At 61.8% G+C, this 18,209-nt stretch carries 16 protein-coding genes; 6 read left to right on the top strand and 10 right to left on the bottom strand.

Translation table 11 applies throughout. The features are described 5' to 3' along the window. Window positions 1-127: 127 nt before the first annotated feature. On the bottom strand, window positions 128-1,903 hold the full coding sequence (betA, locus tag ACP8IT_RS00390) for a choline dehydrogenase (protein WP_490290171.1): 1,776 nt from the start codon (window positions 1,901-1,903) through the stop codon (window positions 128-130). A 333-nt stretch (window positions 1,904-2,236) separates the two neighbouring features. On the opposite strand from betA, the gene betT reads away from it, so the two are divergent. Further along, window positions 2,237-4,477 carry a choline BCCT transporter BetT gene (gene betT / locus ACP8IT_RS00385; RefSeq protein WP_490290170.1) on the top strand — a complete coding sequence of 747 codons (2,241 nt, stop codon included), beginning with the start codon at window positions 2,237-2,239 and terminating at the stop codon, window positions 4,475-4,477. Between the two features lie 45 nt (window positions 4,478-4,522). After that, window positions 4,523-6,100, top strand: a complete 1,578-nt coding sequence (locus ACP8IT_RS00380) for an aldehyde dehydrogenase family protein (protein WP_490290169.1) — start codon at window positions 4,523-4,525, stop codon at window positions 6,098-6,100. Between the two features lie 68 nt (window positions 6,101-6,168). Here the strand turns inward: ACP8IT_RS00380 and ACP8IT_RS00375 are convergent, their stop codons facing one another. From ACP8IT_RS00375 to ACP8IT_RS00365, 3 genes are read right to left on the bottom strand one after another with little or no spacing between them, the layout of a single operon-like run. Then, on the bottom strand, window positions 6,169-6,888 hold the full coding sequence (locus tag ACP8IT_RS00375) for an SDR family oxidoreductase (RefSeq protein WP_490290168.1): 720 nt from the start codon (window positions 6,886-6,888) through the stop codon (window positions 6,169-6,171). Window positions 6,889-6,924: 36 nt separating this feature from the next. After that, window positions 6,925-7,464, bottom strand: a complete 540-nt coding sequence (locus ACP8IT_RS00370; protein ID WP_349852988.1) for an NADPH-dependent FMN reductase — start codon at window positions 7,462-7,464, stop codon at window positions 6,925-6,927. Window positions 7,465-7,502: 38 nt separating this feature from the next. Continuing rightward, the gene (locus ACP8IT_RS00365) at window positions 7,503-8,192 is read right to left on the bottom strand and encodes an alpha-ketoglutarate-dependent dioxygenase AlkB family protein (RefSeq protein ID WP_302526194.1); all 690 of its coding nucleotides are present in this window, start codon (window positions 8,190-8,192) and stop codon (window positions 7,503-7,505) included. Window positions 8,193-8,237: 45 nt separating this feature from the next. On the opposite strand from ACP8IT_RS00365, the gene ACP8IT_RS00360 reads away from it, so the two are divergent. Together ACP8IT_RS00360 and hrpB are read left to right on the top strand one after the other, a co-directional pair. Continuing rightward, window positions 8,238-8,903, top strand: coding sequence for a sugar O-acetyltransferase (locus ACP8IT_RS00360; RefSeq protein ID WP_239269670.1), 666 nt, complete (start codon window positions 8,238-8,240; stop codon window positions 8,901-8,903). After that, window positions 8,904-11,174 carry an ATP-dependent helicase HrpB gene (hrpB, locus tag ACP8IT_RS00355; RefSeq protein WP_490290167.1) on the top strand — a complete coding sequence of 757 codons (2,271 nt, stop codon included), beginning with the start codon at window positions 8,904-8,906 and terminating at the stop codon, window positions 11,172-11,174. 1 nt (window position 11,175) lies between these two features. Here the strand turns inward: hrpB and ACP8IT_RS00350 are convergent, their stop codons facing one another. Next, a complete protein-coding gene (locus tag ACP8IT_RS00350; RefSeq protein WP_490290166.1) occupies window positions 11,176-11,946 on the bottom strand; it encodes a TSUP family transporter in 771 nt (256 codons plus the stop codon). A 58-nt stretch (window positions 11,947-12,004) separates the two neighbouring features. Here ACP8IT_RS00350 and ACP8IT_RS00345 point away from each other — a divergent pair, with 58 nt between their 5' ends. Next, complete coding sequence (locus ACP8IT_RS00345) at window positions 12,005-13,111, top strand: AbrB family transcriptional regulator (RefSeq protein WP_490290165.1); 1,107 nt, start codon at window positions 12,005-12,007, stop codon at window positions 13,109-13,111. A 22-nt stretch (window positions 13,112-13,133) separates the two neighbouring features. On the opposite strand, the gene ACP8IT_RS00340 is transcribed toward ACP8IT_RS00345, so the two are convergent. Continuing rightward, window positions 13,134-14,804 carry a DUF885 domain-containing protein gene (locus ACP8IT_RS00340; RefSeq protein WP_296089968.1) on the bottom strand — a complete coding sequence of 557 codons (1,671 nt, stop codon included), beginning with the start codon at window positions 14,802-14,804 and terminating at the stop codon, window positions 13,134-13,136. 71 nt (window positions 14,805-14,875) lie between these two features. Continuing rightward, window positions 14,876-15,445, bottom strand: coding sequence for an LOG family protein (locus tag ACP8IT_RS00335; RefSeq protein ID WP_490290164.1), 570 nt, complete (start codon window positions 15,443-15,445; stop codon window positions 14,876-14,878). Between the two features lie 108 nt (window positions 15,446-15,553). Between ACP8IT_RS00335 and ACP8IT_RS00330 the strand changes: the two genes are divergently transcribed. Next, window positions 15,554-16,687, top strand: coding sequence for an ROK family transcriptional regulator (locus ACP8IT_RS00330; RefSeq protein WP_411702736.1), 1,134 nt, complete (start codon window positions 15,554-15,556; stop codon window positions 16,685-16,687). Here ACP8IT_RS00330 and ACP8IT_RS00325 read toward each other — a convergent pair. From ACP8IT_RS00325 to ACP8IT_RS00315, 3 genes are all read right to left on the bottom strand, one after another. Then, window positions 16,670-17,266, bottom strand: coding sequence for an HAD-IA family hydrolase (locus tag ACP8IT_RS00325; protein WP_490290163.1), 597 nt, complete (start codon window positions 17,264-17,266; stop codon window positions 16,670-16,672). The genes ACP8IT_RS00330 and ACP8IT_RS00325 overlap by 18 nt on opposite strands. 12 nt (window positions 17,267-17,278) lie before the next feature. Beyond that, window positions 17,279-17,632, bottom strand: coding sequence for a hypothetical protein (locus ACP8IT_RS00320; RefSeq protein WP_005280551.1), 354 nt, complete (start codon window positions 17,630-17,632; stop codon window positions 17,279-17,281). Between the two features lie 74 nt (window positions 17,633-17,706). Beyond that, window positions 17,707-18,195 (bottom strand): ferritin, encoded by a 489-nt coding sequence (locus ACP8IT_RS00315; RefSeq protein WP_005276181.1) that lies wholly within the window; start codon window positions 18,193-18,195, stop codon window positions 17,707-17,709. Window positions 18,196-18,209: the final 14 nt, after the last annotated feature.

The following is an 18,209-nucleotide window of genomic DNA, read 5'->3' as shown; positions in this document are numbered from 1 at the left end:
CGGCGATTAAATCATGGTTCTGGCCAGGCGGAGGGGTGCGCGGTGGGGAAAGGGGGACGTCGGCAAGCAAAAGCGCCGCGCCCCACAATGGGAAACGCGGCGCTAGAGCAATCCCGCGGGAGGGTGCTTAGTGGTCAGCGCCCTGGATGGAGTGCTTGTGATCGCGGACTGCTTCGCCCTCAGCGTAGAGCGGCATATCCTGCTTAGCCTTGTACCACGGAGTGTAGTTAGGCTCGAGCGGCGTGCGGCCGGCAATGAGGTCCGCAGCCTTCTCGCCCACCATCATAGTTGGGGAGTAGATATTGCCGTTGGGAACCGAGGGGAATACGGAAGCATCGGCAATATACAGTCCATCGATTCCCCATACGCCCATGGTCTCTGGGTTCACCACGGCCATGGGATCGGACTCATCGCCCATCTTGGCGGTGCAAGATGGGTGCAGTGCGGTCTCGCCGTCATTGCGGACCCACTCCAAGATTTCCTCATCGCTCTGGACCTCTGGGCCCGGGCTGAACTCGCGGGCGCCAACTTCCTCCATTGCCTTGGTATCCAGCAAGGAGCGGGCGACGCGGACGGCTTCTACCCATTCGCGGCGGTCCTGCTCAGTGCGCAGGTAGTTAAAGAGGATGGAGGGCTTTTGCCGGATATCGGAGCTCTTGATGTGCACGTGGCCCTTGGTATCGGAGAACATCGGGCCGACGTGCCACTGGAAGCCGTGCTTAACGTCGGCCTTTTGGCCGTCATAGCGCACCGCCATGGGCAGGAAGTGGAACATCAAGTTCGGGTAGGCCTCATCCTCGTTGGAGCGCACGAAACCGCCGCCCTCAAAGTGCGAGGTAGCCACTGGGCCCTTCTTCGTCAGCAACCACTGCAGGCCCATAAACGGCCAACGCCACTTATCCAGGTAAGGCTGGGAGGAAGCGGTGGACTTGGTGGTCTCGTACTGAATGTAGACCTCGAGGTGGTCTTGCAGGTTTTCGCCGACGCCTGGCAGGTGCTTGACGACGTCGATGCCGTGCTTTTCCAAGATCTCACGGTCACCCACGCCAGAGACCTCTAGCAGCTGCGGGGTATTGATGGCACCGGCGGACAAGACGATCTTGTCTGCGAAGACGCGGTGGGTGCCACCCTGCCACTCGTATTCCACGCCCACTGCCTTGGTGCCTTCAAAGAGGATCTTGGTGGTAAATGCGCGGGTACGCACCTCGAGGTTGTCGCGGTCCTGGTTGGGGTACAGGTAGGCGCGGGCAGCGGACCAACGCTTGCCGTGCTTGATATTGCGATCGAAGGGGGCAAAACCTTCCTGGCGGTAACCGTTGACGTCATTGGTTAGGTTATAGCCAGCCTCTTGTACCGACTTGAATAGCGCCTGGAACAGCTGCGAGGTAGCAGGACCACGGGACAGGTAGAGCGGGCCATCGTGGCCGCGGCGCGGATCATCGTCGTCTGCGGCAGCGGTGGTTTCCATGCGGTTGAAATACGGCAAGCAGTGGGCAAAGTCCCAGTTATCCATGCCCGGGTTCTGACCCCACTTTTCGTAGTCCATGGGATTGCCACGCTGGTAGATCATGCCGTTGATGGAAGAGGAACCGCCGAGCACCTTGCCGCGCGCATGGTAGATGCGGCGACCATTCATCTCCGGTTCCGGATCGGATTCATACATCCAGTCATAGTTCTTTGCCCCGATGGGGAAAGAGAAACCGGAAGGCATGTGGATGAATAGGTCCCACAGGGAATCCGGGCGTCCGGCCTCAAGAACGAGCACGCGGGTGTCTTTGTCCTCGGTCAGGCGAGCCGCGATGACGGAGCCGGCAGAGCCACCGCCGACGACGACCACATCGCTGACCTCATCCGTCGCCCTCTTTGTCGAGCGCTTCTTAGTCAACTTATCCACAATACCCATAAATCCCCTTCCTTCTGTGAGCCATCTCACGCGTAGTTCTCGCCGTATTTCGGGCGGATCCATTGTATCCTGCGCAAAAAATCTGCGCTTTTTCGCTTTCATTTATGCACAATAGCGCCCCCAGAATACACATCTGGTGGACGTTTTCCCAGATTAATGTATATTTACGGTGTTCGGATATGCATCTAAGTAGATGAAATCCGGGGTCTTTACGCATAGATTGCCCGCATATGATTTATGCCACCAACCTATCTCTCACCCCTCTTTTTCGGGGACTATGGGGCATTCGTGCGAAGGATTCGGTACTTAATCGATCAAGACTAGGAGAAGTAGATGGCTAACCTTGGTCCGCACGACCATGAGGAGTCCCGCACAGGGGACTCCGACACCTCTCTCGCTCACTCCGCTGGGGATACTCGCTCAGCCGGGGACAAGGGCCGTAAACCGCGCAACCAAGTACGCGCCATCGTCGGCAGCTACAAGGCCGAAACCGGCGATGATGTCGGCGCCGATGAGGTGGCTGCGCCCAAGCCCAATTGGCCGGTCTTTATCATTTCCGGTGTGCTCATCATCGCCATGGCGCTGTACGCGGGCTTCGGGCAGGAGTCCGCGGCGAATACCCTCGCCAGCGTGACCGGATGGATTGGCACGAACCTGGGCTGGTTCTACGTCCTGACCGCCACCATCGCCGTGGTCTTTGTCCTCTACATCGCCTTTTCCAATACCGGCAGCATCCGCATGGGACCGGACCACTCCCGGCCCAAATTCAATACCTTCTCGTGGGTATCCATGCTCTTTGCCGCCGGCATCGGCGTGGATCTCATGTTCTTCGCCGTGGCCGAGCCGGTCACGATGTACATGGATCCGCCGGTGGGCGATGGCGAAACCATGGAGGCCGCCAAAGAGGCCGTGGTCTATGCCATGTTCCACTACGGGCTTACCGGCTGGGCGCTCTATGCGCTGATGGGCATGGCTTTTGGTTACTTCGCCTACCGCCTGAATATGCCGCTGGCTATTCGCTCGGCGCTATACCCGCTCATCGGCAAGCGCGTGCACGGGCCCATTGGTTCGGCCGTGGACATTGCCGCCATGCTGGGCACCGTCTTCGGCGTTACCGCGTCCTTGGGCATCGGCGTGGTGCAGCTGTCCTACGGCTTCCACCTCATCTTTGGCATCGAGCAGGGGCTGGGGCTGCAATCCGCACTCATCATTGTCGCGGTGGTCATTGCGACGCTATCGGCCGTATCCGGCGTGGATAAGGGCATTCGCTTCCTCTCTGAGCTCAACGTGTACCTGGCCATCGCGCTGATGGTTTACGTCGTGGTCTTTGGCAAGACCGCCTACCTCTTCGACGCCATCGTCACCAATATCGGTGACTACGTCTCCAAGTTCCCCTCCTGGACGCTGGAGACCTTCGCCTTTGCTGAGGACCAAGCCAGCGTGGATACCTGGATGCAGTCCTGGACCCTCTTCTTCTGGGCATGGTGGATTGCCTGGGCAACCTTCGTCGGCCTATTCCTGGCCCGCATTTCCCGCGGCCGCACGCTGCGCCAGTTTATCCTGGGCACGCTGACCTTCCCCTTCCTGTTCATCCTGATGTGGATGTCCTTCTTTGGCAATACCGCCCTGGATATGGTGCGCTCCGGCGACTATCCGGAATTTGCGGAAAACGCCATCAACGTTCCTGAGCAGGGTTTCTATGACATGCTCCAAGAATTCCCTGGCTCCGCCATCGTTATCTTCCTGACCACCTTCATCGGCCTGCTGCTGTATATCACCTCGGCGGACTCCGGTGCGCTGGTCATGTCCAACTTCACCTCCCGCATCACGGATAACCGGCAGGATGGCGCCCGGTGGCTGCGCATCTTCTGGTCCATTACCGTCGGCGCGCTCACCCTGGCATTGCTGCAGCTCGATGGCATTGCCACCGTGCAATCCGCGACCGTGGTCATGGGCCTGCCCTTCGCGTTCGTGGTCTACCTCATCATGTTCTCGCTCTGGAAGTCGCTGCGCCTGGAAATCGTCCAACGCGAGGCCCGGAAAACCGCGTTGCACGGCGCCATCAGCAGCCGCACCGAGCGCGAGCCGAGCGATTCCAACCTGTGGAAAAACCGCCTGGACCGCGCCAACTCCTTCCCCACCAAGCAGGACATGGATGAATACCTGCGGGGAACTGCCGCCTACGCCCTCGAGCAGGTGGCCACGCAAATGCGCACCCGCGGCTATGACGCCATCTTGCTTACCAGTGAGCTTCCCGATGCCGAATTGCCCCAGCTCGATCTCGAGGTCCGGCTGCACAACGAACGCCAATTCCGCTACCAGCTCTTCCCTGTTTCCGCGGAGCGCCCGGACTTCTGCGAGGGCGACGGCGAGTACTACCGCCTTGAGGTCTACGACATGACCGGTTCGCTGGGCTATGACGTCTACGGCTACTCCGAAAACCAGATCATCAACAACGTGCTGGACCTGTACGAGCGCCACCTGGCATTCCTCTACATGCAGCAAAGCCAGCCGGGCGATTCCGATGTCTCCGATGGCGCCGAGCCGGAACGCACCTGGCGCGAAGATAGTTAAACTGGCGGGCGATACCGCCTCAATTAGAGAAAGGTTGCTTGCACTTTGAGCACCCAGAACACCTTGTTCGATCCCACCACCACCGAACTGCTCCAGGGCGTGCACTCCGGTGATGCCCCGAAGTCGCTCTTCATCAACGGCCAGTGGGAGGCCGCCCAGGATGGCGAGACCCGCACCATTGTCTGCCCTGCCGATGGCTCCACCGTCGGCGTCGTCTCCGAGGCCTCCGAGGCAGATACCCTGCGTGCCATCCAGGTTGCACGTGAAACATTCGATAAAGGCGAGTGGGCCGCAACGCCGTCCGCCGAACGTGGCAAGATCGTCATCCGCCTGGCGGATTTCATCCGTGAGCACAAGGAACTTTTTGCTCAAGCCGAATCCGCGGATACCGGCAAGCGCTACGAGGAATCCCTGGGCGATATGGACGATATTGCCAATGCTTTCGAGTACTTCGGCACCTTGGCCCAGCACCAAGCCGGCCGCGTGGTCGATCCGCAAGATCCCAACCTGCGCTCGCGCATCGACGCCGAGCCGGTGGGCGTCTGCGGCCTGATTACCCCATGGAACTACCCGCTGCTGCAGGTGTCCTGGAAGGTGGGCCCGGCCCTTGCTGCCGGCAATACCTTCGTGCTCAAGCAAGCGGAGCTAACCCCGCACACCGCTATGCTGCTCATGGCTGCGCTAAAGGAATGCGGCCTGCCGGATGGCGTGGGCAACCTCATCACCGGCGCCGGCGCTAACTGCGGCAATCCGCTCTCCCAGCACCCCGACGTGGACATGGTCTCCTTCACCGGCGGCCTCGTTACCGGCAAGCTGATTGCAAAGAACGCGGCCGAAACCGTCAAGCGCACGGCGCTAGAGCTCGGAGGCAAGAACCCGAACGTTATCTTTGCTGATGCCAACTTCGACGTCGCCGTGGATAACGCGCTTAATGGTGCCTTCTTCCACTCCGGCCAGGTCTGCTCCGCCGGCTCGCGCATCGTGGTGGAAGAGTCCCTGCACGATAAGTTCGTTGCCGCATTGGTCAAGCGTGCCGAGAAGATCAAGATCGGTGGCCCCACCGATGAGAAGGCCGAGACCGGCCCGCTCATTTCGGCAGACCACCGCGAGAAGGTAGCAGCCTACGTGGACAAGGCCCGCGAACAAGGTGCCAAGATTCTCACCGGCGGCCGCGCAGCCACCAGCGAGGACACCAACGGCCAGCACGGCACCGGCACCACGGATCTGGGCCAGGGCGTGTACTACCTGCCCACGATCATCGATGGCGCTACCCGCGAGATGGACTGCGTCCACGACGAGGCCTTCGGCCCGACCGTGACCATCGAGACCTTCACCACTGAGGAGGAGGCCATCGAAATCGCCAACGATACCGAGTATGGCCTCGCCGGCGCGGTGTACACCTCCGATGCCGGCCGCGCCGAGCGCGTTGCCCGTGCCCTGCGCCACGGCACCATTTGGATCAATGATTTCCACCCGTACCTGCCGCAGGCGGAATGGGGCGGCTACAAGCAGTCCGGCAATGGCCGCGAGCTAGGCCCAACCGGCCTAGCCGAGTACCAGGAGCACAAGCACGTGTACCAGAACCTGGCCCCTGCCGCATGGGATCAGTTTGGCCTGCACTAAGGCTCAAGCAGGACGATAAAGCCTACGGCCCCGCCCCGCCGCTGCTCTTTGCAGAGGCCTGCGGGGCCTTAGCTTTGCGTGCGCGGCTTGATGGTCATCGTATCCACGTTGACGTGGGCTGGTTGGGCGGCCACCCAGCGGATGGCCTCCGCAATGTCTTCTGCCACGAGGTTGAGCTGGCCGTCATACACCTTGGCCGCGCGCTTTTCATCGCCCTTGAAGCGCACCAAGGAAAAGTCCGTGGCCACGCGGCCAGGATCAATCTCGGTGACTCGCACATCGTGGTTTTCTAGCCGCAGCGCGCGAGAGATCACGCGCACGCCGTGCTTAGCAGTGTTATAGCCGGAACCGCCTTCGTAGACGGTCCAGCCGGCAATGGAACCGACATTAATAATCAGCCCGGAAAGATCCGGCACCCGCTCAAGCTTGGGCATAAGCGCCTGAATCATGCGCACGGTGCCGAGCACGTTGGTCGAGTACATCCACTGCCAGTCCTCGATAGAGGTATCGACAAGCGGCTCCAAACCCTTGGCACCGCCGGCGTTATTGACCAAGAGGTCTACACGCTCGAGGTGGGAGACGAACTTGGAAACGGAAACATCGGAGGTAACGTCCAGCTCGTAGGCCTCGCCGCCGATCTCAGAGGCAAGTTGCTGCAGGCGGTCTGTACGGCGCGCGCCCACGACGACGTGCCAGCCGTCCTTGGCCAAAGAACGCGCGGTGGCCTCCCCAATGCCAGAGGAGGCGCCGGTTACTACTGCTACTTTCTTTTCAGTCATGCACCCCATGCTACGCAGCGCGCTGCGCGGTGCAGGGCTTTTTACTTAAAGTGCGTCCTCGAGCTCAGAAAGCAGGGAGTTTGCGCGCTCGTAGGAGTCATCGCTGGGACGGAATTCGCCATCGTTCCAGTCGGTGAAGATATTAAAGTCCAGCTGGTTGCGCAGCTGTGGCATGGAGAAGTTAGCCACGACATTGCGCCATGCCTCGACCGCGCGCACGCCACCGACGGAGCCATAGCCCACGAAGGCCACCGGCTTGCCCGCCCATTCCGCGCCGAGCGAGTCGTAGGCATTCTTGAACGGACCAGGCACGGAGTGGTTGTACTCCGGGGTCACGAAGACAAAGCCATCGCAGGCATCGACGGCCTTGGACCACTCCTGCACGTTGGCGTCATCGTACTGCTTATTCGCCGCACCCGGAACAACCTCGCTGGTAAGGATGGGGACATTGAACTTCTTGAGCTCCAACAGCTGGTACTCCACACCGTTCTCGCGGCCTTGGGCGAGGTCATTGACCCACTCGCCTACTGCCTGGCCCGCCGCCTTATCGCGGGTGGAGCCGATGATGATGCCAATTCGGGACATAAGAAAACCTCTTTCCTTCAACCTTTATGTAACCCGCCCTAGCCTACCGCGCTCGCCGAAACTTGTCTGATGGTGATGTTGATTCTTCCTTCCTGCAGCCCGCAACCCTCCGGCAGCGTGCCATCATTTACCCGCACCACCCCGTGATAGGCAAAGCGCTTCGGCCCGCCAAAGACCACCAAATCACCCGAGCACAGGGTCACATCGTCCCAGGGTTTGGTGCGATTTTCGGTATGGCCTATGCGGAAGAGGGCCTCATCCCCAATCGAAAGCGAAATCACGGGCGCGGGCGCTTCCTCGGAGTCATCCACGTGCATGCCCATCGCCGAGCCGGGCGGATAATAATTCACCAGCGCCATCTCCGGCACGAAGTTATCCACCCATGGTTCAAGCTCCGGGGCAACCTGGGCCGCCTGCCGCAGCGCCGCCGGGGCCAATTCCCGCAGGCTATCCGGCACCGGCGGCACCCGCGTGCCTTCCATATTGTCCACGTACCGGTAGCTGGGATAATGCCAATACCGGCCAAGATGCAGCTGAAATACGCTCATCTGCCCGCCGGATTTCAACCGCGGCTGCACCATCGCCATCGGTGTATGCGCATACGCGCGAGCAATCTCCCGCGTCTCTTCTACAAGGGCCTTTTGCTTGCCGATGCCCACCCACCCCGGCACGTGCCCCACGCCCGGCGCGACGTACGCATTCGGCCGCGGCAGTGAATCAAAAAGCATTCCTCCACCCTAACCGCTAATCGGTTAGCCAACGCGCCCTCTACAATGGCCACCATGGATGAACAGAAGCTGCACGACCTGCAACGCTACGGCACTTGGGAGCGAATGACCGGTGGGCAGTGGCACCTGCCGGGCATGGGGGACATCGACAAGGAGCACCAGCGCACCTTTGGGTTGATTGGGCAGTTCAACGATCTGCACAACACGGATAAGGAGCAGGCGCAGGCAATCTTGCGGGAGATCCTGCCGGAGGAATCACACGTGCCGGGGGCGCACGCGCCGCTGAATATGGAATACGGCTGCAATATCGTCTGTGGGGAGGGCGTCTTCATCAACTTTGGCAGCAGCATTTTGGCCCAAGCCAAGGTCACATTCGGTGACCGCGTGCTGATTGGGCCCAATTGCTCGTTCATTACGGTGGGCCACCCCGTCAATGATCACGCGATGCGCGAGGGCGGGTGGGAAATCGCCCACCCCATCACCGTGGGGCGCAATACCTGGTTTGGGGCCAATGCCACCGTCATGCCGGGGGTTACCATTGGTGAAAACTGCGTTATTGGTGCCGGCACGCTGGTGACCAAGGATATCCCGGATAACTCGCTAGTCCTGGGCACGCCCGGCCGCGTGGTGCGCACCCTGGACGGCGATGAGGATTCGTGGGAGCGCAAGGATTTGGACGGCCCCGTGGAAGGTTTTGGGGCCGCCAACTAAATGTTCGATCTCGCCAGCATCGGCGCGGGGCTGCCCGTAGCCGAGACCATCAATTCGCTGCCCCACACCGGAAACGTCGTCATTCAGGCACCGCCCGGCACGGGTAAAACCACGCTCGTGCCACCAGCACTAGCCAATCACGCCGCAGGGTGCGGCAAGGTCATCGTCACCGCCCCGCGCCGCGTGGCCGTGCGCGCGGCCGCCCAGCGCTTGAGCACCCTCAGCGGCGCCCCGGAGAAGGTCGGTTTCGCCATCCGCGGCGAATCCCGCACGGGCAGCGAGGTCGAGTTCGTCACCCCGGGCGTGCTGCTGCGCCGCCTGCTGAAGGATCCGGAGCTCGAGGGCGTGGCCGCCGTGGCCATCGATGAGGTCCATGAGCGCCAGCTGGATACGGATCTGGTGCTCGGGATGTGCCTGGAGCTGGCAGAGCTGCGCGAAGACTTCCGCGTCATCGCTATGTCCGCCACGGTAGACGCGCAGCGCTTTTCCCAGCTCATGGGCGCGCCCGTCCACACCACAGAGGCGGTGACCTATCCCCTGGATATCCAGTACGCGCCGCAGCCGGGGCGCGCGGCGGGGTCGCGGGAGTTTTACGGGGGCATCGCCAAGCAGGCGGCCCGCCAACACGAATCCACGCTGGTCTTCGTGCCCGGCGTGCGCGAGGTCAACCTGGTGTGCGAGGAGCTGCGGGGCCATAATGTTTTCCCACTGCACGGCAAGCAGACCACCGCGGAGCAGGATGCTGCGCTTTATACCGATGAGCAGCGCATTGTGGTGGCGACGTCCATCGCGGAATCCTCGCTGACGGTGCCTGGCGTGCGCGTGGTGGTAGATGCCGGGCTGGCCCGCGTTCCCCGGCGCGATGCACAGCGCGGTATGTCTGGCCTGGTGACGGTCTCCACGTCGAAGTCGAGCGCGGACCAGCGCGCGGGCCGTGCCGGCCGAGAGGCGCCAGGTACGGTCATTCGTTGCTATTCCCAGGACGATTACCAGCACTTTTCCCCGCACACCACGCCGGAGATCCTGTCCGCGGATCTCACCCAGGCCGCGCTGTTTCTGGACTGCTGGGGCGCGGGCCCGGATTTCCCGCTGCTCGATCCGCCGCCCGCTCAGCCCCTTGCGGCCGCGCGCGCCACCCTCGAGCGCATTGGCGCGACGCAGGAGCTCGCCCTCTTGCCCACCGATCCCCGCCTCGGCGCGGCCCTTATCCGGCACGGCAGCCAGGCGGCCCCCACCATCGCCGCGCTTGCCGATGCCCCCACCAACACCACCGATCTCACCCGCCGCCCCGCCCCGCACAAGGAAATCAAGCGCCTGTCCCGCCTGGTGGAGGATCTTGGCCCCGCAGACCCCGGCGAGGTCGTCGCCACCGCCTATCCCGAGCAGGTGGCCAAGCGCGTGGGCGAAGACTACCTGCTGGCCAGCGGCACCCGCGCCCGGCTGCTGGATAACTCCGGGCTGGCCGGCTCGCCGTGGCTCGCCATCGCGGAGGTCACCCTCTCCAATGCCGGAAACCCCATCATCCGCACCGCCGCGCGCATCGCAGAATCCGCCGCGCTAGATGCCATCGGCGTGACCGAAGAAACCCGCGCCTTCCTGCGTGGGGGCCGCGTGCGCGGGGTCAAAGTCCGGGCGGCCGGGGCGATTGTGCTGTCCGAGACCCCAGTTAAGATCACCGGCGATGCCGCCGCGCAGGCCCTCGCCGCCGGCATCCGCGAAGAGGGCCTCGGCCTATTTACCTTCAGCGAAAAGGCCCAGAGCTTAAAAGATAGGCTCCGCCACTTGCGCGCGCACTACGGCGACCCCTGGCCAGATGTCGATGCCGCCGATCCCGCCGAGTGGCTTGGGCCTGAGCTGCACCAGATTGCCGCGGGAACCCCCACCGCCAAGATAGACATGTACCCCGCCCTGCAGCGCCTGCTTCCCTGGCCCGAAGCCACGCGCCTGGATGAGCTCGCGCCCGAACGCCTCCCAGTACCCTCCGGCCGCGATGCCAAAATCGATTGGTCGGGCGATCGCCCCGTGGTCCACATCAAGCTGCAAGAATGCTTCGGCCTGGCCGAATCCCCGGAGTATTGCGGCAACCGCGTGCAATTTCACTTGCTCTCCCCCGCCGGCCGCCCGCTGGCGGTCACCGATGACCTCGCGAGCTTCTGGTCCGGCCCCTACGCCGGGGTGCGCGCCGATATGCGCGGGCGCTACCCCAAGCACCCGTGGCCCGAGGATCCGTGGAATGCCATCGCCACCGCCCGGACCAAAAACCGGATGTAGCCTAACCCCACTGCTGCCAGGATAGATAGCAGCTCATGACCACGACCAAGGTAAGCAGGGCGTAGCGGATAAACTTCGTCCCGCCGCTGAGCACCGTCCGCGCGCCCACCTGGGCGCCGAGCATATTGGCGGCGGCCAACGCGATGCCAAGGGTCCACCACACGTGGCCGCCAAGGATAAAGGTCACCAGCGCGCCAAGGTTCGTGGCGGTATTGACCACCTTGGCCATCGCCGCGGATTTCAAGAAGTTCTGAGAGAAGATAAAGGTAAAGGCCATGATGAGAAACATGCCGGTTCCCGGGCCAAAAATGCCGTCATAAAAGGAGATGGACGCGACCGCCACAATCCCCGCCCAGGTGCGCCATCCGCCGCGGATCCCGGGTGACTCGGTGGTGCCAAAGCTCGGCTTAAAGGTCACGAAGACGCCCACCACTACTAACAGCACGATGATGAGCGGGCGCATGATATCGCTATTTAGATTCGCCGCCACGCTCGCGCCCAGCCCGGCGCACACGAGCGCGATGAGGGCGTAGCGAACGAGCTCCCCTGCGGGCGGGCGCACCTTGCGCACCAAGGTCACGGCCGCCGATGCTGTGCCGGATACCGCCGCAAGTTTATTGGTGGCCAGCGCCGTTGCCGGCGCGAGCCCCGGAACCACGGCAAGCAATAGTGGAATAAGCACGAGGCCTCCCCCGCCGATGACCGCGTCGATCCAGCCTGCCCCCGCCGCTCCCACAAGGAGCACCGTCCACTGCGCCACGTCGATATCCATGAGGAGATCATAAACCCCGCGGCGGGGAGGTCTAGACTCGATCGAAGACGAGCAGAAGATGGGAGAATACGTGGCAAAGCGGCACTGGAGAATAAGCGTAGACACCCACACCATCCTGCGGTGGGGCATCGTCGTGCCCGTCTCCATCCTCTTGGGCTGGCTTTTTAGCATGTGGCAGGTGCCGGCCGCGTGGATTTTGGCCGCGATCATTGCCTCTGGCGCCATGGCGCTTATCACCGGTGAAGACCTCAAGGTAAACCGCAAATTTTATGGGCTATCGCGCGGATTCATCGGCATCATGGCCGCGCTGCCGCTAACGGTGGTCTCCTTTGGCCAATTGGTGGGATACCTGCCGGCGGCCATAACCATGTCCTTTGTCACCATCGCGCTGGGAATCTTCTGCGGCGTCATGCTGCACCGCCAGCGGCCACGGGACGTCTCCTCCGAAACCGGCATCCTGTCCATGCTCCCCGGCGGTGCCTCGCTCATGCCCGCGCTTGCCGATGAACTCGGTGCCGACTACCGCTACGTCGCGCTCACCCAATACCTGCGGTTATTGATCGTTTCCATATCCCTTCCCGCCGTCGTGACCTTCCTCGATACGCCGGCCGGAAGGGGCGGCGACTTAAGGCTCGAGGCGGAAACCACCTGGTGGATCATCGCACTAGTGCTCGTTATCGCGCTGGTCGGCGAAAGCCTTGGCAAATTCCTGCACCTGCCCGCAGCTGCCGTGCTCGGCCCGCTGATCTTGACGGTGCTGGCCTCCTTCTTCCTGCCGGAAGGCCATACGTTAGAGCCCATCTACGCTTTTAAGGTCATCGCCTTTTTATCCATCGGGTGGGTCTGCGGCGGCGGGCTATCGCTCCCCGCGCTCAAGGCCTTTGCCAAACAACTTCCCGCGACGATTCTTTCCATCGCCGCGGTCCTCGGCCTGTGCGCGGCCACGGCGTGGCCACTGATGCACTGGCTCAATATCAGCTACTTCGAGGCCTACCTAGCTACTAGCCCCGGCGCGCTAGAGACCGTGCTCGCGCTTTCCGCGGAAGGCGGGGCTGGCCCGGTGGTTATCGCGGTGCAGCTTACCCGCCTCATCGCCGTGCTGGTCATTGCGGGGTACCTGCCGCAGCTCATTAGGAGCGTCGGCAAGTTTGCTAAAAGGCGCTAGCCTGCGCGGCTAGCCTGCGCGTTTAGTTATTGAGCACGGCTTCGCGCAGCACCGACATGGGCACCGAGCCAAGAGCCAGGGCCTCGGAGTGGAATTCGCGGGCGCTCATGCCCTGCTCTTCGGCGGCGGCGCGGGTTTCTTGCCACAGGCGCTGACCCAGGGCATAGGACGGGGCCTGGCCCGGCCAACCCAGGTAGCGGTTGACCTCAAAATTGAGGTTCGCATCATCCATGGCGGTGTTTTCGCGCATGTAGGTCTTCACGTGGGCCTTATCCCATACGCCGGATACTGTGCAGTCCGGCAGCTTCTTGCCCAGGTGCAATCCGATGTCCACCACGACGCGGGCCGCGCGCAGGCGCTGGGCATCGAGCAGCCCCATCCGCACGCCAGGATCGTCCATGTAGCCCAGCTCGGCCATGAGCTGCTCGGCGTAAAGGGCCCAACCCTCGCCGTGGCCGGAATTCCACGTCACCGCGCGGCGCCACAGGTTCAGATCCTCTTGTACCAGGGCAGAACCCAGCTGCAGGTGGTGGCCCGGTACGCCCTCATGGTGCACGGTGGTCAGCTCCTGCCAAGTGTGGAAGGTGTCCTGCCCCTCCGGCACGGACCACCACATGCGGCCCGGGCGCGAGAAGTCATCGCTGGGCGGGGTGTAGAAGATTCCACCGGTGCCCGCTGGGTCGATGCGGCACTCGATCTCTTCTACTTCTTCCGGAATGTCGAATTCCTTGCCATTGAGCTCGGCGATGACCGCATCGGCCTTGCTCTGCATCCACTCCACCAAGGCATCGGTACCGCGCAGGGTATAGCGCTCCTCGTGGTTCAGCTTGCGCATGGCAGAGCGCACCGAGCACTCCGGGCCATAGAGCTCGTGCGCGATTTTCTCCTGTTCGCCGCGCAGGTAGCGTACCTGGTCAAGGCCCCATTCATAGGCCTCGTCCAAGTCCACGGAATCGCCGACGAAAAGCTTGGAAAAGCGCTCGTAGCGCTCGCGGCCCACCGCGTCCTTATTGGAGGACTGCGGCTGCAAATCATTAGACAGCCAATCCGAGAACTCGCCAAAGGCCTCCTTGGCCTTCTTCACCTCGGCGGAGTCGGGGTCGAGGCCGAGGCCTTCGAGCATGGAGTCGGCATCGGCAAGCCGCTCGCACTGCACAATGACCTCAGAGATCTGACGGTGCGGTGCCACCATGCCGTGGGAGGCCGCCTCCTTCAGGGACTCGCGGTAGCCATCCAGGGAGCCCTTGACCTTGGACAGGCGGGAGCGAATGGCCTCGCGGTCCTCCTGGGTCTCCTGCGGCATAAGCAGCAGGGAATCCCGGATGGTCTGCACGGGCGAGGCAATATTATTAAGGCTGCGAATATCCTCGCCGTGGTGGTGCAAATCCAGATCTAAGCAGAGACGATCCCGCAAGACGGCGGCGGTGACATAATCCACGTCATCAAAGTCATCCTCATCATCGGATTCATCGGTGGTGTCATCCAAGGCATCTAGATCCGCAACCATATCGCGGGTGCGATCAGCGACCGCCTCAAAATAGTCGGGGGAAAAATCCTGCAATTCGCCTTCAAAACCGTCAATTCCCCACGCGGTTGCATCTGTTGGGGATAGCTCGGCTAGGTCGTGAACGAAGTTATCGCACGAAGCGTCCAGTAGAGAGGGCTGGCGCTTAGCGGTCTGCTCAGAACTCATAAGAGGGAAGTCTAACCCTTTATCTTGTTGATAAGCCACCCAGCCCCACCCAAATGTTGCAAACTTGTTAGCTAATCGTTGTTCCACTTCGTGCCCGGGTAGTGCCACTGAGCAAAACCATCCAGCACGGCCGCGGGAGTTTCCTCTATGACCAGTGCTTTTACAAAGCGGGGCAGGATGAAGCCCGCCTCAGCCATGGCGGCATACATGTCACAAAAGGGCTGCCAAAAACCTTCCACGTCAACCAAGCCAACGGGCCCGCGAATGCTGCCCAGCTGTTGTTGGGTCAGTACCTCTGTTACTTCCTCCAACGTGCCCACGCCGCCGGGCAAACAGATAAAGGCATCCGCCAACTGCTCCATCCGGGTTTTCCGCTCTGCCATGGAGTCCACTACCTCAAGGCGGGTCAAGCCCGGGTGGGAGATCTCTAAATCCACCAAGGATTGCGGCATGACGCCAGTGACGGTGCCACCAGCCTGCAGGCAGGAATTGGCAACCTCGCGCATGAGGCCAATATTTCCGCCGCCATAGACCAAGTTCAGCCCGCGACGGGCAAGCTCGCCGCCCAAGTGTTGTGCCGCTGCGCTATAGGCGGGCGAATTGCCCACGGCGGAACCACAATAAACCGCTACTGATTTCATGCGCCCCAGCATAGGGAATTTTCGGCCGACCTCCACCTTTAGACCATTCGGTACATACACCTATGAATAGATTAGACAAAGCAGTCTGTGACACATATACTTTCTTTCATGATCAAACCTGGCCCCGTGTTCACGCGCCCCCGTACACCGGCTGCTAAGTGCCTTCACCTGGTGCGCCTGAACCCGATCATTACCCGTAGTGAGCTGGTAGAAGCCACCGGGCTCTCCCAGCCCACCATTACCCGCGCTACCACCGCGCTCCTCAACGCAGGACTCATCCAAGAGCGCACCGACCTCACCCAATCCCAGGGCCGGGGCCGCCCTACCGTTCCCCTCGAGGCCGCGGATAATAACTGGGTGCTCGGCGGCATCGCTGTCGGCACCTCTGAGACCTATATCGGCCTCTATGACATCAAGGGCCGCACCGTTTCAGAAGAAGAGATCGCCACTCCTGTCGCCCGCCTGACGGAGGAAGACTTTCTTGAACACATCATGGCCGGCATCAACCGCATGATGACGGGCCTAGATCGCCGGCTCGTGGCCTTGGGGATTACCACCTCGGGCACCGTGGATGAAGAGGGCCTGGTCACCGCGGATAACCTGGGCTGGCACGGCGTGGATATCGCCGCGCGCCTGCGCTTCCAATTCAGCGTTCCCGTGGTTGTTACCTCTGCCATTTCCGCCATTTTGGGCTCGGAGACCCAGGCTGCCGAGATTGGCACGAACGAGCGCGTTCTCCTGCTCTTCGCGGATGATTCCTTAGGATCTGCGCTCTCCGTCGATGACGAGGTCAATTCCATCATCCCGCTCCCGCAGACCCACTCTGACGTGCTGGGCCACGGCGCTTCCGAACACCTCTTGGCCACCCAGTCCATCCTGGAGGCCGTGCGCCGCCACGGTATCGAGGCCAGTACCCTGCCCGAGGTCGCGACCATCGCCGAGTCCAATTCAGCCGTGCGCGCCATTTTGGATGAGCGCGCCCGCCAGCTGGGCCAGATTACGGCGGACATGGTCCACGAATACGCACCAAAAACCGTGGTCATTGCCGGCGGGGCCTTTACCGGCGATTCCCGCGCGCCCCAGCTTTTTGCCTCCACCGTGCGCGATTCTGCCTCGGACGATCTGGAGCTGCGCATGATTCCAAGCCACAAAGAAATCGTGCGCGCCGTCGCCCGCACCGTGGCCACCGATCAGCTATTGCGCGAGCCGTTAGAGCTCGGCCGCTCACTCCAGACCGCGTAAAACCTCGCGCGCGGAGTCGATGCCGGTAAACAGGTGGGATTGCAACCCGCAATAGGTAGCGCCCTCGATGTAGTCAATGCGGTCATCGAAAAAGTGCGTGTCCCTAGGCTGCGCCGCGAGCGCGTCCACCGCCACCCGGTAGGCCTCAGGATGCGGCTTGGCCACCCCGATATCGCAGCTCAACGTTACCGCCGCACACTCTGCCAACCACGGGTGCTGCGCGCGCACCTGTTCCGCCAGGGTCGTGGGGATATTGGATAAAATCCCCACGCTGAAGCCCTCCCCGATGAGCCCTTTGACCAGCGCTACCATCTCTGAGTCCGCCTCGAGCAGGTACTGATTCTCGCAGGCCACGGCCCCAGCGCAGTCAATGGGCTCCATACCCGCACGGGCGGCTATCTCGTTCCAGTAGTGGCTATCGCTAAAAATTCCGGCATCGTAATCCGGCCGGAAATAGTTATAGGCCTCCCAGAATGCCTCCGGGTTCGCAGGCGCGAGGAAGCGCTCCAGTTCAACGTGCGCTTCCGGCGTGGCGGGGCGCAGCAGCACGCCGTACAGATCAAACAGCAACTTCGGCATAATGCGTCCAGTTTATGCGCGCCTAGTAGCTTGGGTCTGCACGGCCACAATCCCCACCGCGGTACCGGCGATAAAAATCACCAGCGCCGCCGTTGCCTGCGCCATCGGTAACACGATGAGCACGGCCAACGAGGCCAGAATCAGCATTCCACTCAAGGAATATAAGGAGCGGTTGACCAGCCCCCGCTTGCCGATGACCCCACACGCCAGCATCACCACCCCCGCAAACGGACTCAGCATGAGCGCCGCGGTGGTCAAAAAGATGCCGAGGGTCACGTGGCTTGAGATGACCGCAGCACCGATGATGAGGCTTAATGCCAATACCGCCAGGGTGGCAGAGAGGGTTGCTTTGAGGTGTGCAGACATACGTCAATCCTCCCACAGCAGCGCAGTGCCATGGGAGGATTGAATTAAATCTTGATGTGTTTGTTATTCACAACTTAGGAGTTGCGGTTAGCCAAACGGGAATCGATGCGCAGCAGCCCAGCACCATCGTTGCCCACCAGCTTGATCTGGTCGATGATCTCAGAAACGGTGTCCTCTTCCTCGATCTGCTCAGCCAGGAACCAGTCAATGAGCTGACGGGAGTCCAGGTCCTGGATGTCAAGGGCAACGCGGGCGATCTCGCGGATCTGCTCGGAGACCTTCTGCTCGTGTGCCAAGGAAGCCTCGAACGCATCCAGCGGGGTGGCAGCCTTGATGGAGCCAACCGGGATATCGTTGAGCTCTACGCGGTAGCCGCGTGCCAAGAGGTGATCCGCAAGCTTCTGTGCGTGGACGCGCTCTTCGCTAGCCTGAGCCATGAACCAGTCGCGCATGCCCGGGAAGGACAGGTTGTCCATCTCGTAGGCCAGCTGGGTGTAGACCATAGCGGCGCCGTGCTCGTTAATGACCTGATTGTTTAGCAGGGTTTGCAGCTTCTCATCCATTGCTAAATCCTTTC

The sequence above is a fragment of the Corynebacterium sp. LaCa_23 genome (assembly GCF_058182375.1).
The sequence above is the reverse complement of the archived record's forward strand: the minus strand, read 5'-3'. Positions and strand labels throughout refer to the sequence as shown.